Annotated in this window: 27 protein-coding genes and 1 riboswitch; of the genes, 17 read left to right on the top strand and 10 right to left on the bottom strand. The window is 66.1% G+C overall.

The features are described 5' to 3' along the window. Window positions 1-11 precede the first annotated feature (11 nt). Entirely contained in the window at window positions 12-1,784 is a 1,773-nt protein-coding gene (locus IVB01_RS08745; RefSeq protein WP_247278207.1) for an adenylate/guanylate cyclase domain-containing protein, read from the bottom strand. A gap of 624 nt (window positions 1,785-2,408) precedes the next feature. Here IVB01_RS08745 and IVB01_RS08750 point away from each other — a divergent pair. Beyond that, window positions 2,409-3,383: a magnesium transporter CorA family protein gene (locus IVB01_RS08750; RefSeq protein WP_247278206.1), complete on the top strand. Its 975-nt coding sequence runs from the start codon at window positions 2,409-2,411 to the stop codon at window positions 3,381-3,383. Window positions 3,384-3,425: 42 nt separating this feature from the next. Here IVB01_RS08750 and IVB01_RS08755 read toward each other — a convergent pair whose 3' ends face one another. Both IVB01_RS08755 and IVB01_RS08760 read right to left on the bottom strand, forming a co-directional pair. Beyond that, entirely contained in the window at window positions 3,426-4,052 is a 627-nt protein-coding gene (locus IVB01_RS08755; protein ID WP_247278205.1) for an alpha/beta hydrolase, read from the bottom strand. Further along, window positions 4,049-4,987: a ring-cleaving dioxygenase gene (locus IVB01_RS08760; RefSeq protein WP_247278204.1), complete on the bottom strand. Its 939-nt coding sequence runs from the start codon at window positions 4,985-4,987 to the stop codon at window positions 4,049-4,051. The genes IVB01_RS08755 and IVB01_RS08760 overlap by 4 nt, the downstream gene beginning before the upstream one ends. 125 nt (window positions 4,988-5,112) lie before the next feature. Here IVB01_RS08760 and IVB01_RS08765 point away from each other — a divergent pair, with 125 nt between their 5' ends. Together IVB01_RS08765 and IVB01_RS08770 are read left to right on the top strand one after the other, a co-directional pair. After that, on the top strand, window positions 5,113-6,054 hold the full coding sequence (locus IVB01_RS08765; protein ID WP_247278203.1) for a LysR family transcriptional regulator: 942 nt from the start codon (window positions 5,113-5,115) through the stop codon (window positions 6,052-6,054). 192 nt (window positions 6,055-6,246) lie between these two features. Further along, the gene (locus IVB01_RS08770; RefSeq protein WP_247278202.1) at window positions 6,247-6,723 is read left to right on the top strand and encodes a hypothetical protein; all 477 of its coding nucleotides are present in this window, start codon (window positions 6,247-6,249) and stop codon (window positions 6,721-6,723) included. Window positions 6,724-6,734: 11 nt separating this feature from the next. Here IVB01_RS08770 and IVB01_RS08775 read toward each other — a convergent pair whose 3' ends face one another. The 4 genes from IVB01_RS08775 to cobU all read right to left on the bottom strand — a co-directional run bounded on the left by IVB01_RS08775 (window position 6,735) and on the right by cobU (window position 9,262). Beyond that, on the bottom strand, window positions 6,735-6,992 hold the full coding sequence (locus IVB01_RS08775; RefSeq protein WP_247278201.1) for a hypothetical protein: 258 nt from the start codon (window positions 6,990-6,992) through the stop codon (window positions 6,735-6,737). Between the two features lie 351 nt (window positions 6,993-7,343). Beyond that, window positions 7,344-7,976, bottom strand: coding sequence for a 5,6-dimethylbenzimidazole synthase (bluB, locus tag IVB01_RS08780; RefSeq protein WP_247278200.1), 633 nt, complete (start codon window positions 7,974-7,976; stop codon window positions 7,344-7,346). Window positions 7,977-7,979: 3 nt separating this feature from the next. Next, window positions 7,980-8,762, bottom strand: coding sequence for an adenosylcobinamide-GDP ribazoletransferase (cobS, locus tag IVB01_RS08785; RefSeq protein ID WP_247278199.1), 783 nt, complete (start codon window positions 8,760-8,762; stop codon window positions 7,980-7,982). After that, window positions 8,759-9,262, bottom strand: a complete 504-nt coding sequence (gene cobU / locus IVB01_RS08790) for a bifunctional adenosylcobinamide kinase/adenosylcobinamide-phosphate guanylyltransferase (protein WP_247278198.1) — start codon at window positions 9,260-9,262, stop codon at window positions 8,759-8,761. Before cobU ends, cobS begins: the two co-directional genes overlap by 4 nt. Before the next feature lie 122 nt (window positions 9,263-9,384). On the opposite strand from cobU, the gene cbiB reads away from it, so the two are divergent. Then, complete coding sequence (gene cbiB / locus IVB01_RS08795) at window positions 9,385-10,326, top strand: adenosylcobinamide-phosphate synthase CbiB (protein WP_247278197.1); 942 nt, start codon at window positions 9,385-9,387, stop codon at window positions 10,324-10,326. Between the two features lie 11 nt (window positions 10,327-10,337). Beyond that, entirely contained in the window at window positions 10,338-11,303 is a 966-nt protein-coding gene (gene cobD, locus IVB01_RS08800; RefSeq protein ID WP_247278196.1) for a threonine-phosphate decarboxylase CobD, read from the top strand. On the opposite strand, the gene IVB01_RS08805 is transcribed toward cobD, so the two are convergent. Next, complete coding sequence (locus IVB01_RS08805) at window positions 11,292-12,740, bottom strand: cobyric acid synthase (protein ID WP_247278195.1); 1,449 nt, start codon at window positions 12,738-12,740, stop codon at window positions 11,292-11,294. The two genes, cobD and IVB01_RS08805, sit on opposite strands and share 12 nt — an antisense overlap. 12 nt (window positions 12,741-12,752) lie before the next feature. Next, entirely contained in the window at window positions 12,753-13,388 is a 636-nt protein-coding gene (cobO, locus tag IVB01_RS08810) for a cob(I)yrinic acid a,c-diamide adenosyltransferase (protein ID WP_247278194.1), read from the bottom strand. A 40-nt stretch (window positions 13,389-13,428) separates the two neighbouring features. Further along, a riboswitch (cobalamin riboswitch) is annotated at window positions 13,429-13,650 on the top strand. 91 nt (window positions 13,651-13,741) lie between these two features. Here cobO and IVB01_RS08815 point away from each other — a divergent pair. From IVB01_RS08815 to cobJ, 7 genes are read left to right on the top strand one after another with little or no spacing between them, the layout of a single operon-like run. Further along, the gene (locus tag IVB01_RS08815) at window positions 13,742-14,116 is read left to right on the top strand and encodes a DUF1636 domain-containing protein (RefSeq protein ID WP_247278193.1); all 375 of its coding nucleotides are present in this window, start codon (window positions 13,742-13,744) and stop codon (window positions 14,114-14,116) included. Then, entirely contained in the window at window positions 14,113-15,147 is a 1,035-nt protein-coding gene (cobW, locus tag IVB01_RS08820) for a cobalamin biosynthesis protein CobW (RefSeq protein ID WP_247278192.1), read from the top strand. The genes IVB01_RS08815 and cobW overlap by 4 nt, the downstream gene beginning before the upstream one ends. After that, window positions 15,147-18,395 (top strand): cobaltochelatase subunit CobN, encoded by a 3,249-nt coding sequence (cobN, locus tag IVB01_RS08825; RefSeq protein WP_247278191.1) that lies wholly within the window; start codon window positions 15,147-15,149, stop codon window positions 18,393-18,395. The genes cobW and cobN overlap by 1 nt, the downstream gene beginning before the upstream one ends. Then, on the top strand, window positions 18,392-19,555 hold the full coding sequence (gene cobG, locus IVB01_RS08830; RefSeq protein WP_247278190.1) for a precorrin-3B synthase: 1,164 nt from the start codon (window positions 18,392-18,394) through the stop codon (window positions 19,553-19,555). The genes cobN and cobG overlap by 4 nt, the downstream gene beginning before the upstream one ends. Then, on the top strand, window positions 19,555-20,184 hold the full coding sequence (locus tag IVB01_RS08835; RefSeq protein WP_247278189.1) for a precorrin-8X methylmutase: 630 nt from the start codon (window positions 19,555-19,557) through the stop codon (window positions 20,182-20,184). The genes cobG and IVB01_RS08835 overlap by 1 nt, the downstream gene beginning before the upstream one ends. A 2-nt stretch (window positions 20,185-20,186) precedes the next feature. Next, window positions 20,187-20,918 (top strand): precorrin-2 C(20)-methyltransferase, encoded by a 732-nt coding sequence (locus IVB01_RS08840; protein WP_247278188.1) that lies wholly within the window; start codon window positions 20,187-20,189, stop codon window positions 20,916-20,918. Further along, the gene (gene cobJ, locus IVB01_RS08845; RefSeq protein WP_247278187.1) at window positions 20,915-21,649 is read left to right on the top strand and encodes a precorrin-3B C(17)-methyltransferase; all 735 of its coding nucleotides are present in this window, start codon (window positions 20,915-20,917) and stop codon (window positions 21,647-21,649) included. Before IVB01_RS08840 ends, cobJ begins: the two co-directional genes overlap by 4 nt. Here cobJ and IVB01_RS08850 read toward each other — a convergent pair. Continuing rightward, window positions 21,625-22,371, bottom strand: a complete 747-nt coding sequence (locus tag IVB01_RS08850; protein WP_247415359.1) for a cobalt-precorrin-6A reductase — start codon at window positions 22,369-22,371, stop codon at window positions 21,625-21,627. The genes cobJ and IVB01_RS08850 overlap by 25 nt on opposite strands. Between IVB01_RS08850 and cbiE the strand changes: the two genes are divergently transcribed. The 5 genes from cbiE to cobA are packed head-to-tail and all read left to right on the top strand — an operon-like array spanning window position 22,370 to window position 26,733. After that, window positions 22,370-23,551 (top strand): precorrin-6y C5,15-methyltransferase (decarboxylating) subunit CbiE, encoded by a 1,182-nt coding sequence (gene cbiE, locus IVB01_RS08855; RefSeq protein WP_247278185.1) that lies wholly within the window; start codon window positions 22,370-22,372, stop codon window positions 23,549-23,551. The two genes, IVB01_RS08850 and cbiE, sit on opposite strands and share 2 nt — an antisense overlap. Continuing rightward, entirely contained in the window at window positions 23,548-23,916 is a 369-nt protein-coding gene (locus IVB01_RS08860; RefSeq protein WP_247278184.1) for a cobalamin biosynthesis protein, read from the top strand. The genes cbiE and IVB01_RS08860 overlap by 4 nt, the downstream gene beginning before the upstream one ends. After that, complete coding sequence (cobM, locus tag IVB01_RS08865) at window positions 23,913-24,695, top strand: precorrin-4 C(11)-methyltransferase (RefSeq protein WP_247278183.1); 783 nt, start codon at window positions 23,913-23,915, stop codon at window positions 24,693-24,695. The genes IVB01_RS08860 and cobM overlap by 4 nt, the downstream gene beginning before the upstream one ends. Further along, a complete protein-coding gene (locus tag IVB01_RS08870) occupies window positions 24,695-26,005 on the top strand; it encodes a cobyrinate a,c-diamide synthase (RefSeq protein ID WP_247278182.1) in 1,311 nt (436 codons plus the stop codon). The genes cobM and IVB01_RS08870 overlap by 1 nt, the downstream gene beginning before the upstream one ends. Continuing rightward, complete coding sequence (gene cobA, locus IVB01_RS08875; protein WP_247278181.1) at window positions 26,002-26,733, top strand: uroporphyrinogen-III C-methyltransferase; 732 nt, start codon at window positions 26,002-26,004, stop codon at window positions 26,731-26,733. The genes IVB01_RS08870 and cobA overlap by 4 nt, the downstream gene beginning before the upstream one ends. The last annotated feature ends 3 nt before the right edge of the window (window positions 26,734-26,736 follow it).

Here is a 26,736-nt window from a genome sequence, read left to right on the forward strand (position 1 = left end):
TCGCTGCGAGCCTATCCTTCCGGCACACCTGCCAAGCTTAGGCCCTCGTAAATGCGCTCGCGCTGGGCCAGGAAGGTCGGGTTTTCACTGCGCCGCTCGTTGCGAAATCTAGCGACGGTAAAGTTCGGGTCCAACCGAAGCCCGGCATTCCGCGCCTCCCGCGCCTCCGTAGCGCGACCGCTGAGCGCTGAGGCCGCGGCCAGGAAAAAATGCGGCATGGCAACATTAGGATTTATTTCGACTGATCTGCGCAGCCGGTCTAGGGCTGAATCGAGCCGGCCGAGGAAGAGGTCGGCGATCCCAAGCAGGGCAAGCCAGCGATCCAGTCCGGGATCGCGGGGGCTCAGCCGGATTGCGTTCATGAGATCGGCTTCTGCCTCTTCCGCGCGTCCGAGTAGCACCTTCATGAAGCCTGCGTCGGCATGGGCCCAGGCCAGATTGCGATCCAGCGCGATTGCGAACTCAAGCTCGCGCAGCGACCGCTCCGTCGCGCCCGAGACATGCAGGACATTGGCGTGTACGAAATGGGCCAGCGCGTTGCCCGGAGCAAGCGTCAATGCCTGAGTGATCGCGGTATGGGCGATACGTAGCTGTTCCTCGCGATTGGTCGAGGCAAAGGTGCGAAGTTCGTTGCCATGATAGAAGGCGAGACCGACCAACGCCTCGACATTGCGAGGGTCCAACCTGAGCGCCGCGTCGAACAGGTCGCACGCCGCGCGGTCGCGGCGCAGCGACAAGGGTTGGTTGAGGATTGCCCAGCCGCGCATCGCCAAGTCTACGGCATCCATGTTGTTCGGCCGTTCGCGCTCGGCCCGGCGGCCTTCCGCGGCAACGAGCTGGATGCCCACGGTCCGGGCGAGGCGCGTGGTGATCTCATCTTGCATGTCGAAGATATCGGCGCGCGGCTTGTCGAAGCGTTCGGCCCAAAGGTGCGCGCCGGTTTCGGTGTCGATGAGCTGCGCGTTGACGCGTACGCGGTCGCCGCCGCCCTGCACGCTGCCTTCCATCACGTAGCGCACACCAAGCTCGCGGCCGATTACGCGGACGTCGACTGGCTTGCTTTTGAAGGTGAAGGCGGTGTTGCGAGCTATGACGAAGGCTCCAGGAATGCGCGACAGGTCGGTTGTGAGACTTTCAGTGATACCGTCGACGAAGTAGTCCTGCTCGCTGTTGCCATCGAGGTTGACGAAGGGCAGGACCACGATGGAGAGCCGCGGTGCGATGGCCGTGTGCGGCGCCGTTGCTGCGGCGCGCATCGGTGAAAGCGAATAGACCTGCACCGGCTCGGCGATGTTCTTCAGTTGCTGCTGGCCGCGATCTTGTGCGGCGATGTCCATTTTGCCACGTACTTGGTGATAGGCCGCACTAGACAGGCAGATACCACCAGGCTCGGCAATCTGCTCCAATCGCGCCGCCACATTGACCCCATCGCCCATGAGGTCGCCATCGTCCTCCACGACCACGTCGCCAAGGTTGATGCCAATGCGGAACTCGATACGCCTATCCGGTGCTAAGCCGGCGTTGCTCTCGACCATAGCCCGTTGCACATCGACCGCCGAGCGAACTGCATCCACCACCGAGGCGAACTCGGCCAGCAAGCCATCTCCGGTGGTCTTGACGATGCGTCCGCGATGGGCCGCGATAACAGGATCGATCAAGCTCTTGCGGATGACTCGGAGGCGATCGAGCGTACCTTCCTCGTCAGTTGCCACCAGCCGACTATAGCCGACTGCATCGGCCGCGAGGATCGTGGTCAACCGTCGGTTTGGCCGCTCGATCGCCAAGTTTCCCTCCTGGATCGATCGAGGCCAGTCTACGCATTTAGTTGCAGGTGCCAAGGGATTTGACATGAGGGAGCGGTCGAGGTGTCTGATCCTGCTCCATAGCGTCGCCGGGCTGGTTCGCTAGCGTCGGCTCATGAAGACGGACCGGATTCAGCCGGCCAAGCGGCTAAACGGCGCGGATGACTCGAAGCAGACAGGCGGGCCCCTTAGGTGAGTGATTGCCGCGGCCGACGCGATCCTTCGCCTCCGTCAGCCGTCGCGCAATTCCGATGCTCTGCAAGCGCTAAATAGAGGGGCCGCGCCGACGCCGACTCCGCTTTCGGGCAAAGCCTTATGTCCGGTTGTGGCCAGGAAGCGGACGTAAGGTCACCCATCGCTAGGCTGCTGTGGATAGTGGTTGGCGCGTGAGTCGATTCATTTGGAAGAATAACCTTTTTCGCAACTACCAAAGCGTGTGTGGCAAAGTGAGGGAGTAACCGGGAAGCCGAACTGTCCAGAGTGAGGCCCGCGACGAGGGAGCTGCGCCGCAAGGGCATTGAACGTTTGGAACCCTCATGCGTTAGCCGCACGGATGAAGGCCGGATGGACCATCCGGCATGACGACGCGGCCACGGAGTTCGGTTCTTGCTTAAGCTTTACAGGTGGCCGTCGGACGACTGGCACGGCATCGGTGCGGAAATGCCCTCGGAGATCATCTGGGCCGATCTCTTGAACGCGAGTGACGAGGAAAAGCAGTTCGTCGAACGACTGCTCGGGATCCGCATTCCCTCGGAAGAGTCCCTCAGCGAGATCGAGGCGTCGAGCCGCCTGATCCTCGACCACGGGGCGCTCTATCTCAGCTCGCCCGCGCTCCGGCCCAGCGAAAACAAGGAGGCCGAGATCACGCCGGTGGGGTTCGTCATTGGCCCGCATGTTCTGGTGACGGTGCGCTTTGCGGAGCTGCCGATCTTCGACGACGTCGGCAAGCGCATCGGCTCCGACGACAGCCTGGAGAACGGCATGTGCGTGTTCACCAGCCTGCTCGAGGCCATGGTTGACCGTGGCGCCGATGTCCTGGAGCATCTCGGCGCCAAGGTGGACCGGCTCTCGCGGGGCGTCTTTAGGGGCGGGCTGGTTCGCACCCAACGTCCGGTGCGCTCCAGCCGCAGGATGCGCGAGGCGCTGGAGAATATCGGCGAGCTGGCCGACCGGCTGGCCAAGGCGCGCGATGTCCTGCTCGGGGTCGGCCGCGTTGCCTCGTTTGCCGGCGATGTCGGCAGTGAATGGATCAGGGCCGCGTCGAAGAAACGTCTCGAGGCGGTGTCGAAGGACGTCGTTTCACTCAGCGACTACGAGACACGACTGTCCGACAAGATCCAGCTGCTGCTCGATGCGGTGCTCGGCTTCGTCAACATCCAGCAGAACGAGCTGTTCAAGATCCTGACGATCGTCTCCGTTGTCGGCGTGCCGCCGACCATCCTGGTCGGCATCTGGGGCATGAACTTCAAGCACATACCAGAGCTGGACTGGACCTTCGGCTATCCGTTGGCCTGGCTTGCGGTGATTGCCAGCGGCGTGCTTCCGCTGATCTGGTTCAAGCGGCGCGGCTGGTTCGATTGAAGCGGCGGCGCACCGTTCGAAAGCGATGCGCCGCTGCTTTGATCATGCTGCCCTGGCGTCGACATTGCCGATCCAGTCGCGGGCCAGCGTGACGTCGGCTTGCGACAATGGGTGCCCTGCCGGCAGGACCCTGTGGGTGACGCTCGCGCCTGCTTGCGAGAGCAGAGCCGTGAGGTGGGCTGAATTGCCAGCCGGCACGATCGGGTCGCCTTGCCCGGACAACAGCAGGACTGGCTTGCCTGCAAGATCGGTTTTTGGCGGATCCGACAGCGGTACCATGGCGCGCAACAGGATCGCGCCTGCAAGCACGTCCGGCTCCAGCAGCAACAGCGCGGCAGCGATGTTGGCACCGTTAGAGAAGCCGACCGCGACCGGCGCGGCGAGGCCGTAACGTTGTCGCGCCTCCGTGACGAAGTCGGCGAGTTCGTGTGCGCGCCGGCGCAAATCGTCCTCGTCGAACACGCCTTCGGCCAGGCGGCGGAAGAAGCGCGGCTTGCCGTGCTCGAGCACGCGGCCGCGCGGCGAGAGCAGGGCGGCGCCGGGCGATATCATTCGGCCGAGGCCGAGCAGGTCGTTCTCGTCACCGCCGGTGCCGTGCAGCAGCAGGAGTGGGGCCGAGCCCGCGTTGGCCGCGGGCTCGAAACGATGGATGAATGAACTCTCGGTCATGACACACTCTCTTCAAGGTTCGGCAACACTTCCTCGATCTGCTTGCGGTGCGCTTCGAGGAAGCCGGGCAGCTTCAGGTCGCGGCCCAGGGTCGCGACGGGTTCGTCGACGGCGAAGCCGGGGATGTCGGTCGCGATCTCGAACAGCACGCCGCCGGGTTCGCGGAAGTAGATCGAGCGGAAGTAGTTGCGATCCCTCTGCTCGGTCGGGTGCAGGCCGTGATTGCTCACGAGCTTTTGCGCCATCTGGCCCTGCTCGGCGTCGTCGGCCGCGCGGAAGGCAATGTGATGCACCGAGCCGCCGCCCTGATGTCCCCGCAAGAAGCCCTGGGCTTCGTAGATGTCGACGACGCTGCCTTCGGCATCGCCCGCTGCCTTGAAGCGGATCACCGAGCCTTCGCGCGCGGTCTCCTTGAAGCCGAACACGTCGGTGAGGACGGCCGCCGTCTTCACTGCGCTGTCGAGCAGCAGGGTCACGCCGTGCAAGCCGCGGATCGCATGCTCGGCCGGCACGTCGCCATTGCTCCAGCCCGGCTCGTTCTCGGCGCCGGGAATGCCGACCAGCGCGAGCGCCATCCCGTCGGGGTTGCTGAACGGCAGCACGGACTCACCGAAGCGCTTCTCCAGCGCCTCGTGAGCAATGCCCTTCTCGATGAAGCGCTGCGTCCAGTAGGCGAGCGAGCGCTGCGGCACGCGGAAGGCGGTCTGATGGGTTTCGCCGACACCGCGGCGGCCGGCCGAAACGCCCGCCCACGGGAAGAAGGTCAGGATGGTGCCGGGGCGGCCGGTCTCGTCGCCGTAATAAAAGTGATAGGTGGCAGGGTCGTCGAAATTGACCGTCTTCTTGACGAAGCGCAGGCCGAGGTCCCGGGTGTAAAAGCCGAAGTTCCTCATGGGATCGCCCGCGATCGCGGTGACATGGTGCAGTCCAGACATTGTCGTCCTCCAAAATTCGGGGAGCATCGTGCTCTGGTTGGAAATATCGTTCCGCTTTGGATTGGAGACAATCCATGCAAATATGACGGCTATGTCTATGAATTGGAAACAATAGGCGCGCCCGATTGGACAAGGTGGCCAGCCTCCGGGCTTTCGTAAAAGTGGTCGAAAGCGGCAGCTTTGCGGAAGCCGGCCGCCAGCTGCGGCTGTCGCGCTCGGCGATCAGCAAATACATCGCGGACCTCGAGGAGAGTCTCGGCGTCCAACTCCTGAACCGCACCACGCGGCACGCGAGCCCGACCGAGAACGGCCAGCGCTATTTCGAGCGTGCGGTGGTGATCCTCTTGGAGATCGAGGCTGCGGACCAGGCGGTGACGCAGGCCCAGTCGGCGCCGCGGGGCCTGTTGCGCGTCAACGCGCCGATGTCGTTCGGCACGATGCGGCTGGGGCCGGTGCTCGCCGATTTCATGGCACGCTATCCCGAGTTGCAGTTCCAGATCGTGCTCAGCGACGATTTGCTCGATCCGGTCCAGGACGGATTTGACGTGACGTTGCGGATCGCGGAGCTGGAATCCTCCAGCCTGATCGCGCGCAAGATCATGCCGGTGGCGCGCATGATCTGCGCTTCGCCGGATTATCTGGCGCGTCACGGCACCCCAAATCATCCGCAGGATCTGCGCGAGCACGCCGCGCTGACCTACGGCTTCCTACTCACCGGCAATCAGTGGAAGCTGACCGGCACTGATGGCGATCACTGGATCCAGCCGGCCTGGTCGCTCTGCGTCAACAACGCCGAGGTGCTGCGCGACGTCGCGATCAACGGCAGGGGGCTGGCGCTGCTGCCCGAGTTCATCGCCGCGGATGCGTTGAAGAAGGGCGAGCTGCGGACGGTGCTGAACGACTATTTCGCGCCGCCGCTCGCGCTTTATGCGGTGTATCCGCCGACGCGGCATTTGTCGGTCAAGGTGCGTCTGTTCATCGACTTCCTGGTCGAGCGTTTTGGCCGCGAGCGGGACGAAGCCGGCGGACGCAGACGTGCGGAGGCTAGGGATACTATTATACCGTAACGGAGACTGAACTTTCTTCCGATCGCTCAGGACTCATACTTGCGTCCCGACTTCGCGCTTAGGACCAGAGAGCTTCAGCCGCTGCCGGGGCGTCGCCGAGGGCTCTCTTTCGTGCCGCTGCGAAAAGCGGCGGCGTGATGTGTGGCTCGCCGACACTTCTCGACTTGATTCCAACAAGCGCAGGAGGAGCCTATGCGGAAGTCTCTCAGCTTTTTCCTTTCTGGCGTAGCATTGATCGTCGCGGCGTCAACCGCTGTAGCGGGCGAGCGGGTGCTTGAGTTCAAGCTGGTTACAAAGCCGATCGATCTCAAGGTCATCGAGGCCGCAAACGTCGAAGGACAGACGGTTGTGTCAGGCAAATTCTTTGGAGTCGCCGTTTTCAACGACGGCCGTATCGGAGTGAAAGAGTTCGTCAATACTTCGGACTTGCTCAAAGGGTCGGGCCCGTTCTTCGGCTACAGCACTTACACGTTCGAGGAAGGCTCGATTACGGCGCGCTACACCGGTTCGGCCAAAGACGGCAAATCAACGGGCGAATACACGATCCTATCGGGCACAGGTGCCTATGCGAACGCCACGGGTACGGGCACAATCGAAAGCGCGCCGAACCCATTCAAGGGCGTCAACCTGCTAAACATAAAGCTCGTCGTTAAAACGTCCGGTTCATGACAGCGCAATGTTCACAGGTCCCACACCAAGGAAGTTGATCCCTTGTGTGGCGTGTTGGCCGGCCGGCGGCACATTGCCGGCCGGGCGACCTGCTGAAGAACCGGGCGGGCGCGGTCGCCCCACTGGTCTTGATCGTAGGCCTGCAGGATGCGGACAAAATCGGCCATGCTGGATTGATCTCGGTTTTCGGCCATAGCCTCAACCTGAGTATCGGATGCGGGCTGGCTCGCTTGCCAAAACCGCCCGAGGACATCGGCGATGTTTCTCATGACGTACTCTCTGCAGCCAACTGTGACAGTAGACACCAAGTACTGGAGCGGCATCGCACCGTTCGCTAGGAGAAAAGCCGGCGGACGCTACACGGCCGGACTTGTCCTGCAACTGCCGGCTCGCGCGGCCGGTTCCGTTGCTTTTCACTCCGCGTTCATAGTTAGCACTGAGCACTTGGTTGTCGCCATTGTGCGCGGGTATGGCGAGACCATACTGAGGTAGGCTCAGATTGATGAATCGGGAAAAGTTCGATTCGCTCTGCCGCGAATTTCACACGCCGCGAAGAGTCGCGATTTCGGGCCTGGTCTTCACCTTCAGGCATCGAGGGCGTTTCGATACGCTGGTCTCCGCTAGCGCCTCAGCGTGAACTCGTCCGCACTGCGCCGGTGCTCCCATTTCGCCTGCTCCAGTTCGGGCCGGTCGCATTGGACTTCCGGATAGCCGATGCAGAGATAGGCGATGAACTTCCATGATTCCGGCACGTCGAGAATGGCGTGAATGCGCGCAGGATTCAGGATCGAGATCCAGCCGAGCCCGATGCCTTCCGCGCGCGCGGCGAGCCACATCGCGGTGATCGCCGCGACGACCGAATATTCCGTCGTCTCCGGCATGGTGGCACGGCCGAGGCCGTGACCGATGTCGCTGGCCTTGTCGGCAAACACGGCGAGGTGGCCAGGAGCCTGTTCGAGACCCGACAGTTTCAGCGTGGCATAGCGGGTCGCGCGCTCGCCGGTATAGGCGTTCAACGCATCGGCATTGCACGATTTGAAGTCGTCGATCACGGCTTGGCGCCGTGCGGCGTCGTCGACCGTGACGAAGCGCCAGGGCTGGCTGAGACCGACCGATGGCGAGAGACAGGCGGTCTCGATCAGGCGCTCCACCGCGCCGCGTGGTAACGGATCGCCGCGAAAACGCCGCACGTCCCGGCGCCATACGAACAGCTCGCGTAATTGTCGGCGGAAGGCGTCATCGAACTCGACCATGGGTCAGCGTCCGACCTGGAAGGCCGCGGCAACCAGCAGGATCATGATCTCGCCTGTCTGCTCGAACGCGCCGAGGATGTCGCCGGTCTGCCCGCCGATCTGGCGGATGGCGAGCCGCGCCAGCATGAACCCGGCGAGCGACAGCAGGATCAGGGCGACCAGCGCCTTGCCCGGCCCGAGCGCGAGGACGAGAGCGAGCGTCCCAAGTGCGAAGGCGATGGCGACACTGCGGCCCGGCGGCGGCCCCGCGCTCGCCGAAAGCCCATCCGGCCGCGCCAGCGGGACAAGCGACATGAAGGCCGGCACGCCTGCGCGGGCTGCGATGTGCGCCGCGCACAGCGCCAGCGTGACCGTCCATGGATTGGCGATCGCCGCGAGCGCACTCCAGCGCAGGCCGAACGACAGGATCAGCGCGCAGACGCCATAGGTCCCAATCCGGCTGTCGCGCATGATCTCGAGCTTGCGCTCGCGCGTTCGGCCGCCGCCGAGGCCATCGACGGTGTCGGCAAGCCCATCCTCGTGTAGCGCGCCGGTGATGAGGGCGGTAGCGGCCAGCGCGAGCAGGGCGGCAAGGTTCGGCGTCAGTCCGAACCGGCTGCACATCTTATAGACCAGCGCGCCGGCAAGTCCGACCAGCAGTCCCGCGACGGGCAGCGCCCAGGTTGCACGCGCGATGGCGCCGTCGCCTGCGGGCTTCGACGATGCCACCGGCAGAATCGTGACGAACGATGCCGCCATCCTGAGATCGGCGATGACGTCTCGCAGAAATTCGGCGCGCGGCATCATTTCAATTTCATCGGCAGGCCGGCGACGACGAACTCGACCTCGTCGGCAGCCGCCGCGATAGTCTGATTCATGAGGCCGGCGGCGTCGCGAAAGCTGCGTGCCAGGGCGTTGTCAGGAACGATGCCGAGACCGACCTCGTTAGTGACGAGAACAACTGGGCTTTTCAGCCGGGGCAGGGCGCCGGCAAGATCTTTCACCTCGCTCTCCCAGTCGCGTTCCGCATGCATCAGATTCGAGAGCCACAGCGTCAGGCAATCCACCAGCCTTGCGCCGCCGCCATCGGTTGCGACCAGCACCTGCACGAGATCAAGCGGCACCTCGCGCTCGATCCAGTCGGTTTCGCGCCGCGCGCGATGCGTGGCGATGCGCGCCTCCATTTCGGCATCGAGCGCCTCGGCCGTCGCGACATAGACGGGCTGCCCGGGAAAGGCCTTCGCTCGCGCTTCCGCACGCGTGCTCTTGCCCGATCGCGCTCCGCCCGTGATCAAGATGACGGCCATGAAGGTCTCCTATCAGCCCTGACTAATCACCAAACACGGCCAAAGACAAAGCCGAAATCGGGCCTGTAGGGGCTTGCGCTCTGCCTTCGCTTTGCGCAACAGGGGCGGAACAGGAGGCGCGTGTGGGCTTTGCGGCGGGGATGGTGGTGGCGATGGCGGCGGATGCCCTGCTGGGCTGGCCGTCGTGGCTGTTCGCGCGGATCGGCCATCCCGTGACCTGGCTCGGCCGCCTGATCGCGACTATCGACACCGCCTGGAATCGCGCGTCTGACCCGCCGGCGTTTCGCCGCGCCGCCGGCGTTGCCGGAGCGCTCGCGGTGATCGCGGTCTCAATCGCGCTCGGCTGGATGCTTCAGTCCGTGCTTCCCTGGGGCTGGATTCAGATCGCGCTGGTCGGCGTCCTGGCCTGGCCCCTGGTCGCGCTGCGCTCGCTGCATGACCATGTCGCGGCTGTCGCGACGCCCTTGCAGGCCGGCGACATCGCCGCCGCGCGCGACGCGGTCTCGCGGATCGTCGGCCGCGATCCCGCGGCGCTCGATGAGGCCGGTATCGCGCGCGCGGCAATCGAGAGCCTCGCCGAGAACGCCTCCGACGCCGTCGTGGCGCCGGTGTTCTGGGGCGCGCTGTTCGGCCTGCCCGGCATCTTCGGCTACAAGGCGATCAACACACTCGACTCCATGATCGGACATCGCAGCGAGCGGCACGAAGCGTTCGGCTGGGCCGCAGCGCGCATCGACGATGTCGCCAATTTCGTTCCGGCGCGCGTGACCGGCTTCCTCTTCGTGCTGCTGGCGTCGCGGCGATCGGAGGCGCTGTCGTGCATGACCCGCGATGCCCGCCGCCACCGCTCGCCTAACGCTGGCTGGCCGGAAGCGGCCATGGCTGGCGCGCTCGGTGTGCGGCTCAGCGGCCCACGCATCTATCACGGTAGCGTCACGAACGAGCCCTGGCTCAACGAGGGCGCGCGCGATCCGCTCGCTGCGGACATCAATCATGGATTGACGGTCTATCGCAGGTCCATGCTGCTTCTCGCCGCGGTGCTTGCGGTCCTGGCCTTCGCGTGAAAGAACGGGGCATGCGCGAGCACGGTGGAAATCTCGATCTGGCACAGCAGCGTTTTGGCGGACGCGCAGAGGATTGGATCGACCTCTCGACAGGGATCAACCGGCTGCCTTATCCGGTAGGCGAGGTGAGCGCGCGCGCCTGGAGCGCGTTGCCGTCGCGCGCCGAAATCGATGCCTTGCATCAAGCCGCGCAGCACGCCTATCGCACGAGCGCACCTGTTGTTGCGATGGGCGGTGCACAGGCCGCCATTCAACTGCTGCCGCAGCTCGCGGCGCCTGGCCGCGCGCGCATCCTCGCGCCGACCTACAATGAATATGCCGGGGTCCTGTCGGCCGCGGGCTGGGATGTCCTGGAGGTCGGCGAATTTGACGCGTTGGCCGGCGCAGACCTCGCGATCGTCGTCAATCCCAACAATCCCGATGGCCGCCGCCATTCGCCCAAGGACTTGCTGGCACTGCTGCCGCGCGTCGGCCATCTCGTGATCGACGAGAGCTTTGCCGACGCCGTCCCGCAGCTGTCGCTTGCTTCGGAAGTCGATCGGCCGCGGCTGTTGATCCTGCGCTCGTTCGGAAAGTTTTATGGCCTTGCCGGCCTTCGGCTTGGCTTCGCAATTGGCAATGCGGCGGATATCGGCAAGCTTGCGTCGATGTCGGGTCCATGGCCGGTCTCGGGAGCGGCGATCGCGATCGGTTGCCGCGCCTTGCGCGACGATGCCTGGGCTGAGGCTACCTCAGCGCGGCTCGCACGCGACTGTGTTCGGCTCGACGCCATGGCGCAGTCGCAAGGCTGGACGCTTATCGGCGGCACGCCGTTGTTTCGTCTTTACCAGACACCTAACGCGCTGGCCGCGCAGGAAAAGCTCGCGCGCGCCCAGATCTGGTCGCGCGTTTTCGCGCGAGAGCCGGCATGGCTGCGCCTCGGGCTTCCCGGCAGCGAATCCGAATGGACGCGCCTTGCCGAGGTGCTAGCGGGCTAACGCGAGCAGGCCTTCGACGTCGAGATGCCTTTCGATGTGATCGGCGAGGGCATCGAGCGCGCTCTCGATCCTGGCATGATAGGGCTCGTTACCCGCGGGAATATCGAGCTTTGCCAGATATGCCTTGCGGAAATCATCCGACGTGAACAGGCCGTGCAGATAGCTGCCCTGGACGCGGCCATCGCGCGAGATCGCGCCTTCCGGCTTGCCGTTCAGTTTCGCAAATGGCCGCGCGCGATCGGGCCCGTCGGTGTGGCCGATGTGGATCTCGTAGGCCTCGATCGCCTGGTCGGTGGCGGCGTGCAAGGCGGAGACGCGTGTCAGCGTCTTCTGCGGCCTCATCACCGTTGTCACGTCGAGCAGCCCGAGACCCGGCGTGTCGCCCGCAGGTCCCTCGATGCCGTCAGGGTCGGCAACGCTGTGTCCGAGCATCTGATAGCCGCCGCAGAGCCCGAGCACATGGCCGCCCCGGCGGTGATGCGCCACGAGATCAATGTCCCAGCCCTGTGCTCGCAGGAAGGCGAGATCGCCACGAGTGGATTTTGAACCGGGGATGATGACCAGCCTCACATCGCCGGGGATTGCTTCGCCCGGACGCACCATGACGAGATCGACGCCGGGTTCGAGCTTGAGCGGATCGAGATCGTCGAAATTGGCGATCCGCGACAGGGCGAGGCAGGCGATCTTGCATTGGCCCGGCTTGCGCGCGTCGCGCAGGCCCAGCGCGTCCTCGGCCGGCAGCTCGCCGGCGCGCGCGAACCAGGGCAGCACGCCAAAGCCGCGCCATGCGGTTTTCGCTTCGATCAGCCGGTAGCCGTCATCGAACAGCGTGGGGTCGCCGCGGAACTTGTTGATGACGAAGCCCTGGATCATCGCGGCATCGTCAGGGTCGATGACCGTCCTGATGCCGACAAGCTGGGCGATGACGCCGCCGCGGTCGATGTCGCCGACCAGCACGACCGGCACGTTGGCCTTGCGCGCAAAGCCCATATTGGCGATGTCGGCCTTTCGCAAATTCACCTCGGCCGGGCTGCCCGCGCCTTCGACCAGCACCAGATCGGCGCGCGTCTTCAAGCGCGCGAAACTCTCCAGCACGGCGCCCATCAGCGAGGGCTTCATCGCCGCATAATCGCGCGCACGCACCGTTGCGATGCGCTTGCCATGGACGATGACCTGCGCGCCGACATCGGTCTCCGGCTTGAGCAGCACCGGGTTCATGTCGGTGTGCGGCTCGACGCGAGCGGCGAGCGCCTGAAGCGCCTGGGCGCGGCCGATCTCGCCGCCGTCGACGGTGACGGCGGCATTGTTCGACATGTTCTGCGGCTTAAAAGGGAGCACGCGCAGGCCGCGCCGCATGAAGGCGCGCGCAAGGCCCGCGACGATGAGCGACTTGCCCACGTCCGAGCCGGCCCCCTGGATCATCAGCGCGCGCGCCATGGCGAGATCGTATCAGAACTCGACGCCGGCTTGCGCCTTGATGCCGGACCGGAAGGGATGCTTGACCAGCGTCATCTCGGTAACGAGATCGGCGATCTCGATCAATTCGTCCTTTGCGTTGCGCCCGGTGAGCACGACATGCGTCATCGGCGGCTTTTGCGTCGTCAGGAATTCGACCACCTCGGCGATGTCGAGATAGTCATAGCGCAGCGCGATGTTGATCTCGTCGAGCACGACCATGCGCAAGGCAGGATCGCGAATCAGCTCCTTGGCCTTGTCCCAGCCGGCGCGCGCGGCGGCGATGTCGCGGGCGCGGTCCTGCGTCTCCCAGGTGAAACCTTCGCCCATGGCGTGGAATTGGCAGAGGTCGCCGAAATGGCCAGTGAGCAGGCGGCGCTCGCCGGTGTCCCAGGCGCCCTTGATGAACTGCACCACCGCGCAGGGCAAGCCATGGGCGACGCAGCGGACGATCATGCCGAAGGCCGAGGACGACTTGCCTTTGCCGGCGCCGGTGTGGACGATAACGAGGCCTTTTTCGCCGCTCTTGGTCGCCATGATCTCGTCGCGGGCGGCCTTCTTCTTTGCCATTTTCGCGGCGTGGCGGGCGTCGGTTTCCTCGCCCGTTTGGATATCCGGTTCAGGCGTCATCGTATCCGGTCCTTCGGCTTGACAAGTGGCGGCCACCGGCAAATGGTGGGTCTGCGCTGGTTCCTGTCCTATGACAGGCGAAGAGGGAATGCGATAGGGTCCGAATTGGCAAGATTTGGGTCCAAAATGCAGCCGCCCCCGCGACCGTGACCGGAGAGATGCCCGAAGCCACTGACCCCTAACGGGATCGGGAAGGCGGGGATCGAAGGGCAAAAGCCCTGCTCCGCAAGCCGGGAGACCTGCCAGCGCGGACGATTTTGGACCGGCGGACGGGGTGTTCCGCGACGGGGAAACGGGCCTCTCACAATGGTCCGTGCGCCTCTTCGCCTCCCGCTGTTATTCTGGAAGAGGCGATGACGGTCACACTTCACGTCTGCATTACCTGCCGTGCCGGCGAGACGCTTGGCGAAGGCGACGTCACGCCGGGCAAGCGGTTGCATGGCGCGATCCTGGACGCCGGCGTGCCCGACGGCGTCAATGTGGTTCCGGTCGAATGCCTCTCTGCCTGTAGCCAGGGCTGCTCGGTCGCGCTGAGTGCGCCGGGTCGCTGGTCCTATGTCTATGGCCGCCTGTCGGAGACGAATGCGCGCGACGTGGTCGCGGGCGCTGCGGCGTATGCGGCCGCGCCCGACGGCCTCGTGCCCTGGCGCAGCCGTCCCGAAATCTTCCGCAAGCAGTCGCTTGCCCGCATTCCCCCCCTTGCCGTCGTGCCGGAGGCCGCCGAATGAATTCGCTCGCAAAAGTCCCGGTCACTGTGATCACCGGTTTTCTCGGCTCCGGCAAGACGACGCTGATCCAGCATCTGCTCGCCAATGCCGGCGGCAAGAAGCTCGCCGTGCTCGTCAACGAGTTCGGCAGCGAGGGCGTCGACGGCGAGATTTTGAAGTCGTGCGCTGCTGCCAATTGCCCGGAGGAGAACATCATCGAGCTCGCCAATGGCTGCATCTGCTGCACCGTCGCTGACGATTTCATTCCGGCCATGGAGCAATTGCTGGCACGCCCCGTGAAGCCCGATCACATCCTGATCGAGACCTCGGGCCTGGCGTTGCCAAAACCGCTGCTGAAGGCCTTTGACTGGCCGGAGATCCGCTCGCGCATCACTGTCGATGGCGTGATTGCGCTGGCCGATGCAGAGGCTGTCGCTGCTGGCCGCTTCGCGCCGGACCCGATTGCAGTCGAAGCGCAGCGCGCGGCGGACGACAATCTCGACCACGAGACGCCGCTGTCGGAAGTGTTCGAGGACCAGATCGCCTGCGCCGACATCGTGCTGCTGACCAAGGCCGATCTTGCCGGCAGCTCAGGGATAGAAGCCGCCAAGGCGGCGATCACCGCCGAGATGCCGCGCCGCGTGCCGATGCTTCCCATCACCGACGGCGCGATCGATGCGCGCGTCATCCTCGGTCTCGGCGCCGCCGCCGAGAGCGATCTTGCCGCGCGTCCCTCGCATCACGACGGCGAGGAGGAGCATGAGCATGACGATTTTGCCTCCGTCGTGATCGACCTGCCGGAAGTTGCCGATATCGATGCGCTGGTCGCCTCCGTTCAGCGCCTAGCGCGCGAGCAGAACGTGCTGCGCGTCAAAGGCTATATCGCAATCGCGGGCAAGCCGATGCGCCTCTTGCTGCAGGCGGTCGGCGAGCGTGTGCGCCACCAGTTCGACAAGCCCTGGGGCGCAGGTGTCAGGCAATCGAAACTCGTCGTGATTGGCGAGCACGGCGATATTGACGAGGCCGCGATCAGGTCAGGGCTAGCAACCTGATGCACGTCGTTTTCCGCGAGAGCCGCGGTCTTGAGGAGACCGCGACGCCAAGGGACATCGGCCAGGACCCGGCCGATCTCGTGGTGCTCTCATATTCGGATTCCGATCTTGCCGCGTTTGCGGCCGGCTGGCGGCGCGGCCGTACCAGCCTGCCGTCGCTGCGGCTCGCAAATCTTGCGGAACTGCGTCATCCGCTCTCGGTCGACACCTATATCGAGCGCACGCTCTCCCATGCGCGTGGCATTCTGGTACGTCTGATCGGCGGTGAATCCTATTGGCCGTATGGTCTCGCGACGCTCCAGCAACTTGCTAAGGACCGCAACATCGTGCTGGCCGTGCTGCCGGCCGACGGCCGTGACGATACGCGGCTCGACGCGTATTCGACCTTGCCGGTCTCGACCCTGCGCCGGCTCAAGGTGCTCTGTGACACCGGCGGCCCGGTCGCGGCCCAAGCCGCGATCGCGCAGCTCGCGCTGGCCTCGGGCCTCTATGCCGGGCCAGTCGTCGGCGAAATGAATGTGCCCGAGACGGGATTTTATGATCCCGCGCGCGGCGTCATTGCTGCGCCGACGGGCGGCGAGGGGAAGCCGCACGCGCTGGTGACGTTCTATCGCTCCTATCTCACCGCTGCGGACACCGGGCCGGTCGATGCCTTGATCGCCGCGCTGCGCGAGAAGGGTTTTGGTGCCTATGGTGTCTTCGTCACCTCGCTGAAAGCCGCGGCCGTCGCCGATTGGCTGCGCGCGCATCTCGCGCGAGATCCTCCTACGGCGATCGTCAATGCGACGGCGTTCTCGGCCGTAGGCGACGATGGCACGACGCCGTTTGACGTAGCCCCGTGTCCGGTGTTCCAGGTTGCGCTCTCGACGGCACGGCGCGAGGATTGGGCTACCTCGCTGCGCGGCCTCTCGCCGGGCGACCTCGCGATGCATGTGGTGCTGCCCGAGGTCGATGGCCGCTTGTTCGCGGGCGTGGTGAGCTTCAAATCCGCTGCGGAGCGCGATCCCGATCTGCAGTTCTCCCATCTTGCGCATCGCGCTGACGAGGAGCGGGTGAAGGCCGTCGCCGCACGGGTTGCGGCCTGGCGGCGGCTCGCCGAGACGCCGGCCGCCAAGAAGCGTCTGGCGATCGTGCTTTCGAACTACCCGGGCCGTCCACACCAGATCGCGCATGCGGTTGGCCTCGATGCGCTGGCGTCCGTCGAGGTCTTGCTGTCCGACCTCGCGGAGACGGGCTTCGATGCCGCGCCAGTTCATGCGCTCGGCGAAACGCTGCTGAGGCAGCAGCTGACCTGGAGCGTCGCTGAGTACCGCACGGCGCTCTCGCGTCTGCCGCAAGCATTGCAGGATGATCTCGCACAAGCTTGGGGTGCGCCGGAGGATGATCCGAGCTGTCGCGACGGTGCGCTCCACTTCGCCGCGATTCGGTGCGGCCAGTCGATCATCGCGGTTCAGCCCGAGCGTGGCGATGCAACCACGCGCGATGTCGACTATCACGATCTCGCCCGCACGCCGCGCCATGCCTATGTTGCGTTCTATCTGTGGCTTCGAGAGCAGGGCTGTGACGCCGTCGTGCATATGGGCGCGCACGGCACGCTGGAATGGCTGCCCGGCAAATCCTTGGCGCTGTCATCGAGCTGTTGGCCGGAAGCCCTGATCGGCGATCTGCCGGTCATCTATCCCTTCATCGTCAATGATCCTGGCGAGGCCGCGCAGGCCAAGCGGCGCATCGGCGCCGTCACGATCGGCCATCTGCCGCCGCCCCTTGCCGCATCCGTCGTCCCGGAGGGCTTGCGCCGGCTCGAACGGCTTCTGGACGAATATTCCACTGCCGATGGTCTTGACCCCGCCCGCCGCCAGCGGTTGATCGCGGCGATCCGCGACGAAGCCCGTGCCGCGGGCCTCGAAGACGATCTTGGCCTCGATGCATCGGCCGCACCAGCCGAAGCGATTCCACGGATCGATCGTTTCGTCTGCGACATCAAGGAAAGCCAGTTCGGTGACGGCCTGCACGTGTTCGGCCGCGGCGCCTGCGGCGACGCGGAGCGGGACGCCCTGCGCGCCGCGCTTGCGGGGCAGCGCATTGCGCCGGGGCCATCGGGCTCGCCCTATCGCGGGCGCCAGGACGTGCTGCCGACCGGGCGCAATCTCTTCGCCGTCGATCCACGCGCGGTGCCGACGCCGTCGGCGCATGCGCAAGGCATCAAGCTCGCGGAAGAGCTGCTGCGCCGTCACTTGCAGGATCATGGCGACTGGCCGAAGGGGCTCGTGGTCGATCTCTGGGGCTCGGCGACGATGCGCACCGCAGGCGAGGAGTTCGCGATGGCGCTGCATCTGGCCGGTCTTGCGCCGCACTGGGACCACGCCTCCGGGCGCGTCACCGGCTACGACATCATCGCGCCGGCCGAGCTCGGCCGCCCCCGCATCGACGTGACGCTGCGCGTATCGGGCCTGTTCCGCGACGTCTTTTCGGGTCTGGCGCAATTGTTCGAGGCTGCGTCCGAGGCGCTCGCAAACCGCGACGAAGAGGGTGAGGAGAATCCCTATCGCCACCGTGCGCCACGCGTCTTTGCGCCGCGGCCCGGACAATACGGCGTCGGCTTGTCAGCGATCCCTGATACCTTCACGCCCGAGACGCGTGATGCCGCCGGGGAAGCGTGGCTGTCGGCATCGTCCTGGGCGTTCTCGGCGGATGGCGCGATCAAGCCTGATCGCGCCGGCATCGAGGCGCGGCTTGCGTCCGCCGATGCCTTCGTCCATGTCCAGGATCTGCCAGAGACCGATCTTCTGCTCGCCGCGGACTATGCTGCGCATGAAGCGGGGGTCGCCGCAGCTGCGGCACATCTCGGCGCGGCAGGACCATCGCTCTATCACATTGACACGACGCGTCCCGAGCAACCGCACGCGCGCTCGCTGGCCGAGGAAATCTCCCGGGTCGTCCGTGCGCGCGCGGCCAATCCCGCCTGGATCGACGGCATGATGCGCCACGGTTTTCGCGGCGCGGCCGAGATCGCCGCGACGCTCGAGCACATGGCCGCCTTCGCGCATCTTGCCGGCGCCGTGCCGCCGCATCTGTTCGATCTCTATTATGACGCGACGCTTGGCAACGCCGACGTCCGCGCTTTCATGGCGCGCGAAAATCCGGCGGCGGTCGCAGCAATGGAGACGTGCTTCACGCGATTGCATGACGCCTCGCTCTGGCGGACGCGCCGCAATTCGATCGCCGCTGCGTTGAAGGAGGCCTCATGAGCGCTTCCGCGGTCAAGGGCTGGTGTCCCGGCGCGCTGCGGCCGATGCAATCGGGCGACGGGCTCGTGGTCCGCGTGCGCCCGTTCGGCGGTCGCCTTGAAGCGGCACAGGCTTCCGGCCTTGCTGATCTGGCCGAACGCTTCGGCAATGGTCTCCTCGACGTGACGAGCCGCGCCAACCTCCAGATCAGAGGTGTCAGGGACGAAGGCCACGGTCCGCTGCTCGACGGCCTTGCGCGACTGGCGCTGCTCGATCCCGATGCCGATATCGAATCCCGGCGCAACATCCTGGTGACGCCGTTCTGGAACGAGGGCGACGACACGCAGGCGCTCGCCGCCGAGCTCGAAGAGGCGCTTGCCGACAGCGCGCTCAAATTGCCCACAAAATTCGGCTTCGCCATCGATGACGGGACCTCGCGCGTGCTCGCCGGCGACTCCGCCGACGTGCGCATCGAGCGCGATCGTGCGGGCCGGCTTCTCGTGCGCGCCGATGGTGCGAGCTTCGGTCGTTCCGTCGGACGCGGAGACGTCGTGAGCACGGCGCTCGCGCTCGCAGACTGGTTCATTACCTCCGGCGGGGTCCGCAGCGGGCGAGGGCGCATGGCGGCCCACATCGCTTCCGGTGCGGCATTGCCGGGGACCTTGCGCGGCGAGACCGAACCTGCCTCCGTGATGGCTGCGCTGCAGCCCGGACATTATCCGCAGGGCGCCATGGTCGGGGTCGCATTCGGGCAGATGCTGCATACGACGCTGCATGAATTCGCCGGTTGCGGACATGCTCTGCGCATGACGCCATGGCGGATGGTCTTGAGCGAGGGCAAGCGTGCGATGCCGAACGGGGCGGGTCTCATCACCGAACCCTACGATCCCGCGCTGCGCGTCATCGCCTGCAGCGGCGCCCCACGCTGCCGCGAGGCGCATGCCGACACCCGCGCGCTCGCCGCCGCGCTCGCGCCGCGCATTGCACCCGATACGCGGCTTCATGTCTCTGGCTGCGCCAAGGGCTGTGCGCATTCCGGCGCCACCGCGGTGACGCTGGTTGCGACCGGTGCCGGATTCGATCTCGTGCGCGGTGGATCGGCCCGCGATGAGCCCGCTCTGCGCGGCCTGAACCGCGATGACATCGTCAGCGATCCCTCCATTCTGGTGGGAGGGCACTGATGCCGCACAGTTACGAGACCGACGGCGCGGCGATCTACCGGCAGTCCTTTGCGACCATCCGCGCCGAGGCTGATCTTGCGCGCTTCTCGCCGGACGAGGAGCAGGTCGTGGTGCGGATGATCCACGCCGCCGGCATGGTCGGCCTTGAGGCGCATATCCGCTTCACGCCCGGCATGGTGGCCGCTGCGCGCGCGGCCTTGCAGAATGGCGCGTCGATCCTGTGCGACGCGCGCATGGTCTCGGAAGGAATCACGCGCGCAAGACTTCCTGCGGCCAACCCGATCATCTGCACACTCGGTGATGCCACCGTGCCGGCGCTGGCGCAGTCCATGCGCAACACGCGCTCGGCTGCGGCGCTGGAGCTGTGGAGGCCACATCTGGGCGGCGCGATCATCGCGATCGGCAATGCGCCGACTGCGTTGTTTCATCTCCTCAACATGCTGGAGGACCGCGACTGCCCGCGGCCCGCGGCGATCATCGGCTGTCCGGTCGGCTTCGTCGGTGCCGCCGAATCCAAGGCCGCGCTGATGGCCGATCCGCCGGCACCTGCGCTGACGGTCGAAGGCCGCCTCGGCGGTTCCGCGATCACGGTTGCCGCCGTGAACGCGCTGGCGAGCGGGAGCGAATAGTCATGGGACGCATCATCTGCTGCGGTCTCGGCCCCGGCGATCCCGATTTGATGAGCGTGCGCGCCGACCGCATGGTGCGCGGTGCCAGGCACGTCGCCTATTTCCGCAAGAAGGGAAGGCCGGGTCAGGCGCGCCGCATCGTCGAGGGCATGCTTGCTGCCGACATCACCGAATACCCTATGGAATATCCCGTTACGACCGAGATCGCCTTCGACAGCCCCGGCTATGTCCATCTGCTCGCCGGCTTCTATGACGAATGGGCCGAGCGCCTGGCGCGGCTTTCGCGCGCGGTCGACGTCGTCGTGCTCTGCGAGGGTGATCCCTACTTCTACGGCTCTTTCATGCATCTGCATACGCGCCTGCAAGGCCGCGTCGAGATCGAGGTGATCGCGGGCATTCCCGGCATGGTCGGCTGCTGGAACGGCGTGGGACAGCCGATTGCGCTCGGCGACGATGTGACGACGGTGCTGATGGGGACGCTTGGCGAAGACGAACTCGAGCGGCGCATGCGCAATTCCGATGCACTCATCATCATGAAGACCGGCCGCAATCTTGCAAAGGTGCGCCGCGCGCTTGCATCCGCCGGACGGCTGGACGATGCCTGGCTGGTCGAGCGCGGCACCATGCCCGGCGAGCGCATCGCGCGGCTCGCCGAGGTCGATGCCGCCGATTGTCCCTATTTCGCGATCGTGCTGGTGCACGGCAAGGGCCGGCACCTGGACGCCGCCGAATGACGGGCACGCTGACTATCGCAGGGCTCGGCCCTGGCAGCGACGCGCTGGTGACGCCGGAAGTCTCCGCCGCGCTCGCGGCCGCGACCGACATTCTCGGCTATGCGCCTTATGTCGCCCGCGTCCCGCCGCGACCGGGGCTTGCACTGCACCCGTCGGACAATCGCGAAGAGCTGCAGCGCGCAAGCGAAGCCTTGCGGCTTGCCTCGGAAGGCGGCCAGGTGGTCGTCGTCTCCTCCGGTGATCCCGGTGTGTTCGCGATGGCCTCTGCCGTGTTCGAGGCGCTCGAGCAGGCACCGCAATGGCGGGAGCTGCCTATTCGCGTGCTGCCCGGCATCACCGCCATGCTGGCGGCGGCTGCCCGCGCCGGCGCGCCGCTCGGCCATGATTTCTGTGCGATCAATCTCTCCGACAATCTGAAGCCCTGGGCGGTGATCGAGAAGCGCCTGCGGCTTGCGGCGGAGGCCGATTTTGTCATTGCGATGTACAATCCGCGTTCGGCGAGCCGCGCGGAGGGATTTGGCCGCGCGCTTGCGGTGCTGAAGGAGTCCGGTTGCGGCGAGCGCCTGATGATCTTTGCCCGCTCGATCAGCGCGCCCGATGAAAAGATCGAGACCGTCGCTCTGAACGAAGCGACACCCGAGATGGCCGACATGCGCACGCTGGTGATCGTGGGCAATTCGCAGACCCGCCGCGTCGGCCGCTGGGTCTATGCGCCGAGGCAGGTCCGATGACCGAGCCACTGCATGACCTCGGAAACGCTCTCCACCCGCAACCGCTCGGGCAGGTTTGGTCGCGAGATCATGATCACGGGCAGGCCGAGCATGCGGGCCGCATCGATCTTGGCGCGCGCACCGTCTCCGCCGGAATTACGGGCAACGATCCAAGTGATCCCGCGCTCCCGCATCATCTCCAGCTCGCTATGAAGCGTGAACGGCCCGCGCGACACGATCACGTGGGCCGGAAAGGGCAGGGTTGTTTCGGGGGGATCGACGAAACGCAGCGTGTAGCGATGCTGCGGCGTCATCGCAAATGGCGCGATGTGTTGGCGGCCGATGGCGAGGAACACTTTGGCCGGCCTTTCGGGCAGCGTTGCGACGGCGGCGTTGACGTCGACGACCTCGATCCAGTTGTCGCCAGGCGCTTTGGTCCAGGGCGCTCGCTCCAGCGCAATCAATGGCGTGCCCGTCTCCGCGCAGGCTTCGACCGCATTGCGGCTCATCTCCGCCGCGAATGGGTGGGTCGCGTCGACCACATGCGTGATGCCTTCATGACGAAGGTATTCGGCAAGCCTGCCCACGCCGCCGAAGCCGCCGATGCGGGTCGGCAGCGGCTGATCGGCAGGCGCGCGGGTGCGACCGCCATAGGAATAGACGGCCTTGATGCCCGCGCGCGCGATCGCCGCAGCCAGCAGGCTCGCATCGGCTGTTCCGCCCAGAACGAGGGCGCGCATCATGGCTGATCCCTGGCTGACCATCATCGGTATCGGCGAAGATGGCCTTGCCGGGCTGTCCGAAGCAAGCCGAAAGGCGCTTGCCAAGGCAGAAACCGTCTTCGGCGGCGAGCGCCATCTCGCGCTTGCGCAAGTTGGCAGCCGCGGCCGTCCGTGGCCGGTGCCGTTCGATGCAGATATCGTGCTGAGCTGCCGCGGCCGGCCGACGGTGGTGCTCGCCTCAGGCGATCCGTTCTGGCATGGCGCCGGCGCAAGTCTTGCCGACAAGCTGCAGGCTGGCGAGTGGATTGCGCACTCCGCGCCGTCGACGTTCTCGCTCGTCGCTGCGCGGCTCGGCTGGCGTCTGGAATCCGTGATCTGTCTTGGACTTCACGCTGCGCCATTCGAACGTCTCGTGCAGCATCTGGCGCGCGGGGCGCGGATCATCTGTCTCGTGCGTAATGGCAAAGCGGCCGGCGATCTCGCGAACTGGCTGACCGAGCGCGGCTGGGGCCCTTCCGCATTCTGGACTCTCGCCGCGCTTGGCGGGCCGAATGAAAGCGTCAGAGAGTATCGCGCTGAGAGCTTTACGCGCGCTTCGTCCGGAAATCTCACTGCGGTTGCGCTGGAGACGAAGGGAGGGCAGGGGCTGTCTCGCGGTTCGGGCCTGCCGGACGATCTCTTCGCTCACGACGGCCAGATCACCAAGCGGCCGATGCGCGCCTTTGCGCTCTCGGCGCTGGCGCCGTGTCCCGGCAGGACGCTGTGGGACATCGGCGCCGGTTCGGGCTCGATCTCGATCGAGTGGGCGCTGTGCGGCGGAACGGCGGTGGCCATTGAGGCGCGTGATGATCGGGCTGCCAACATCCGCAGCAACGCGGCCGCGTTCGGACTGGAGCATCGGATCAAGGTCATCGCGGGCGAAGCACCCGATGCTGTGACAGCGCTGGACGCGCCGGACGCTGTCTTCGTCGGCGGCGGCCTCGATGGCGCGATGTTTGACGCCATCTGGTCGCGGCTGGCGCCTGGGGCGCGGCTCGTCGCGCATGCGGTGACGCTGGAGACAGAGGCGCTGCTCGGCGAGCTGCATCAGCGCCACGGCGGCGAGCTGATGCGCGTCGAGATCGCGCATGCAAGTCCACTCGGTCGCTACCGCTCCTGGGAAGCGGCGCGGCCGGTGGTGCAATGGAGTGTGGTCCGATGAAAGTTGCCGGGCTCGGATTCAAGAACGACGTGACGCTGGCTTCACTGCGCGAGGCGCTGCTGGCGGCCGGCGGTCCCGAAGGCCTTGCGGCAGTGGCGACCGTCAGCGACAAGGCCGAGGCCGAAGCGCTGAAGCAGCTCGCGCGTGAATGCGGCGTGCCGATCAAGGCGGTTCCGGTGCACATGCTCGCGGGCATCGACACGCCGACGCAATCGGAGTTCATCGCGGAAAAGTTCGGCACGGGATCGGTTGCCGAAGCCGCGGCGCTCGCAGTGGCCGGCCCTCGCGCGCGGCTGATTGCGACACGCGTTGTCTCGCAGGATCGCACCGCGACCGCCGCGATTGCGGAAGGAGACGGCTTATGACCGTGCATTTCATCGGGGCCGGCCCGGGCGCGCCCGATTTGCTGACGTTGCGCGGCCGCGACCTGATCGCCGCCTCTCCGCTGTGTCTCTATGCCGGCTCGCTTGTGCCGGAGGGTGTGCTGGCGCATTGCCCGCCGGGCGCGCGGATCGTCAACACCGCGCCGCTGTCGCTCGACGAGATCATCGCCGAGATCGCCGCCGCGCATGCGGGCGGCAAAGACGTCGCCCGTCTGCATTCCGGCGATCTCTCGATCTGGTCGGCGATGGGCGAGCAGCTCCGCCGCCTGCGCGCGCTCGGCATCCCCTATTCGGTCACGCCGGGCGTGCCGTCCTTCTCGGCTGCTGCCGCTGCGCTGGAGGCCGAGCTGACGCTACCGGGCCTTGCCCAGACCGTGGTGCTGACGCGCACGCCGGGCCGGGCCAGCGCCATGCCCGAGGGCGAGAAGCTTGCCGCATTCGCCGCGACCGGCGCGGTGCTCGCGATCCACCTGTCGATCCACCTGCTCGACAAGCTCATCGCCGAGCTGACGCCGCATTACGGCGCAGACTGCCCGGTCGCGATCGTCTGGCGCGCGAGCTGGCCGGACCAGCGCATCGTGCGCGCCACACTGGCAACGCTCGATGCGGCTGTAGGCAGCGAGATGGAGCGCACCGGGCTGGTCCTGGTCGGCAGGACGCTGAATGCCACGGATTTTGACGAGAGCCGCCTCTATGCCGCCGACTATGATCGCCGCTATCGGCCGGTTGGCGCCGAGCCCCGCTTCCCGGAGGCGCCCTGATGGCGGCAGGTCTCGTCATCTCCGCACCGGCCTCAGGCGTCGGCAAGACCACGCTGACGCTGGCGCTCGCCCGCGCTTGGCGCAATCGCGGCTTGAACGTGCAGTGCTTCAAGAGCGGGCCCGACTATATCGATCCCGCCTTTCACGCTGCGGCGACGGGACGGGCCTCCGTCAATATCGATAGCTGGGCAATGGATCGCGGGGCGATCGCGCATCTCGTCAGCCGCGGCGCGGATGCCGACGTCGTGCTCGCGGAGGGCTCGATGGGCCTGTTCGACGGCGTCGCCGCGCGCGGCGTCTCCGGCACCGGCGCCACCGCAGACATCGCCGAGATGCTGGGCTGGCCCGTGCTGCTGGTGATCGATCCCTCTGGCCAAGCGCAGACCGCGGCAGCGATTGCCGCGGGCCTTCGCGACTACCGCCCTGGCGTGCGCCTTGCCGGCGTCGTGCTCAATCGTGTCGCCAGCCCACGCCACGAAGATCTCGTGCGTCGCGCGCTGAGAGACGCCGGCATCGCCGTGTTCGGCGTATTGCCACGCCATGCCGAGATTAGCCTGCCAAAGCGGCATCTCGGCCTGGTGCAGGCCGAGGAGCAGACCGGGATCGGCAAGCTGATCGACGAGGCCGCGCGCTTCGTTGCCGAGCATGTCGATCTCGATGCGGTGCTGCGGGCGGCCGCCAATTGGTCGCCGCAGGCAGCGAGCAATGATTTGAACGTCACGCCGCCCGGGCAGCGCATTGCGCTCGCCCGCGATGCGGCGTTCTCCTTCGTCTATCCGCACATGCTGGAGGCCTGGCGCGCGGCCGGCGCCGAGATCGTGCCGTTCTCGCCGCTGGCCGACGAATCGCCCGACGCGAGCGCCGATGTCTGCTGGCTGCCCGGCGGCTATCCCGAGCTTCATGCCGGCAAGATCGCGGCCAACGCACGCTTTCGCAGCGGCGTGCGGTCCTTCGCCGAGACACGGCCGGTCCACGGCGAATGCGGAGGCTATATGGTGCTAGGAACTGCTTTGACCGATGCCGATGGCGTGCGCCATGAGATGGCGGGGCTGCTCGGCCTGGAGACCAGCTTTGCCAAGCGCCGCATGCATCTGGGCTATCGTCTCGCCGAACTGGACACGCCGATGCCGGGGCACCGGGCAGGCGCACGCCTGCGCGGCCACGAGTTCCATTATTCGACGATCATCGCCCAGCCCGACACGCCGCTGGCCGTGGTCCACGATGCAACCGGCGCGGTCATTGCCGAGACCGGCTCGCGGCGGGGCCAAGCCACCGGCACGTTCTTCCATCTGATTGCGGAGGACCGGTGAGCGGTTTTGTCAGTTTCGTCTCCGCCGGCCCCGGCGACCCAGAACTCCTCACGGTGAAGGGGACTGCACGGCTGCGCGAGGCCGACGTCGTGCTCTATGATGATCTTGCCTCCGGCGCGATCCTCGATCTCGCCCGTCCCGGCGCCAATCTCGTCGCGGTGGGCAAACGGGCAGGGCGGCCCTCCACCAAGCAGCACCACGTCAACCGCCTTTTGGTTGACTACGCCGCAACTGGCGCGCGCGTGGTGCGGCTGAAGTCTGGCGACGCCGGCATTTTCGGCCGGCTCGAGGAGGAGCTCGAGACGCTGCGCGAGGCCGGCATCGGCTACGAGATCATTCCCGGCGTCACATCCGCCTGCGTCGCCGCCGCGCAAGCCGGCATCCCCCTGACCCGGCGCCACACCTCGCGGCGGGTGCAGTTCGTGACCGGGGCTGACGTCACCGGCGAACTGCCGCAAAACCTGAATTGGGTGGCGCTGGCAGATCCGGAGGCAACCACCGTGGTTTATATGGGCCGGCGCACCTTTCCGGCCCTTGCCGCAAAATTGATCGAGCATGGCCTGGCCGCAAATACGCCGGCGCTGTTTGCGGAATCTCTTGGCCGTTCCGACGAGCGGCTGGTCCGCACCACCATTGTCGAGCTTGCCGAGCAGCTTGCGCGCGGCGGCGCCGCTTCCACCGCCGCCGTCATCCTGTTCGGGGCGCTGGCAGGAGACGATCTGTCATGATGG

Source organism: Bradyrhizobium sp. 164, from assembly GCF_023073715.1.
Taxonomy (GTDB): domain Bacteria; phylum Pseudomonadota; class Alphaproteobacteria; order Rhizobiales; family Xanthobacteraceae; genus Bradyrhizobium.

Coding starts and splice junctions, on each gene's coding strand:
- IVB01_RS08755 (WP_247278205.1), bottom strand. CDS start 4,052: ATGACCGAGAGTTCATTCATCCATCGTTTCGAGCCCGCGGCCAACGCG.
- IVB01_RS08760 (WP_247278204.1), bottom strand. CDS start 4,987: ATGTCTGGACTGCACCATGTCACCGCGATCGCGGGCGATCCCATGAGG.
- IVB01_RS08770 (WP_247278202.1), top strand. CDS start 6,247: ATGCGGAAGTCTCTCAGCTTTTTCCTTTCTGGCGTAGCATTGATCGTC.
- IVB01_RS08775 (WP_247278201.1), bottom strand. CDS start 6,992: ATGAGAAACATCGCCGATGTCCTCGGGCGGTTTTGGCAAGCGAGCCAG.
- bluB (WP_247278200.1), bottom strand. CDS start 7,976: ATGGTCGAGTTCGATGACGCCTTCCGCCGACAATTACGCGAGCTGTTC.
- cobS (WP_247278199.1), bottom strand. CDS start 8,762: ATGATGCCGCGCGCCGAATTTCTGCGAGACGTCATCGCCGATCTCAGG.
- cobU (WP_247278198.1), bottom strand. CDS start 9,262: ATGGCCGTCATCTTGATCACGGGCGGAGCGCGATCGGGCAAGAGCACG.
- cobD (WP_247278196.1), top strand. CDS start 10,338: ATGCGCGAGCACGGTGGAAATCTCGATCTGGCACAGCAGCGTTTTGGC.
- IVB01_RS08805 (WP_247278195.1), bottom strand. CDS start 12,740: ATGGCGCGCGCGCTGATGATCCAGGGGGCCGGCTCGGACGTGGGCAAG.
- cobO (WP_247278194.1), bottom strand. CDS start 13,388: ATGACGCCTGAACCGGATATCCAAACGGGCGAGGAAACCGACGCCCGC.
- IVB01_RS08815 (WP_247278193.1), top strand. CDS start 13,742: ATGACGGTCACACTTCACGTCTGCATTACCTGCCGTGCCGGCGAGACG.
- cobW (WP_247278192.1), top strand. CDS start 14,113: ATGAATTCGCTCGCAAAAGTCCCGGTCACTGTGATCACCGGTTTTCTC.
- cobN (WP_247278191.1), top strand. CDS start 15,147: ATGCACGTCGTTTTCCGCGAGAGCCGCGGTCTTGAGGAGACCGCGACG.
- cobG (WP_247278190.1), top strand. CDS start 18,392: ATGAGCGCTTCCGCGGTCAAGGGCTGGTGTCCCGGCGCGCTGCGGCCG.
- IVB01_RS08835 (WP_247278189.1), top strand. CDS start 19,555: ATGCCGCACAGTTACGAGACCGACGGCGCGGCGATCTACCGGCAGTCC.
- IVB01_RS08840 (WP_247278188.1), top strand. CDS start 20,187: ATGGGACGCATCATCTGCTGCGGTCTCGGCCCCGGCGATCCCGATTTG.
- cobJ (WP_247278187.1), top strand. CDS start 20,915: ATGACGGGCACGCTGACTATCGCAGGGCTCGGCCCTGGCAGCGACGCG.
- cbiE (WP_247278185.1), top strand. CDS start 22,370: ATGGCTGATCCCTGGCTGACCATCATCGGTATCGGCGAAGATGGCCTT.
- IVB01_RS08850 (WP_247415359.1), bottom strand. CDS start 22,371: ATGATGCGCGCCCTCGTTCTGGGCGGAACAGCCGATGCGAGCCTGCTG.
- IVB01_RS08860 (WP_247278184.1), top strand. CDS start 23,548: ATGAAAGTTGCCGGGCTCGGATTCAAGAACGACGTGACGCTGGCTTCA.
- cobM (WP_247278183.1), top strand. CDS start 23,913: ATGACCGTGCATTTCATCGGGGCCGGCCCGGGCGCGCCCGATTTGCTG.
- IVB01_RS08870 (WP_247278182.1), top strand. CDS start 24,695: ATGGCGGCAGGTCTCGTCATCTCCGCACCGGCCTCAGGCGTCGGCAAG.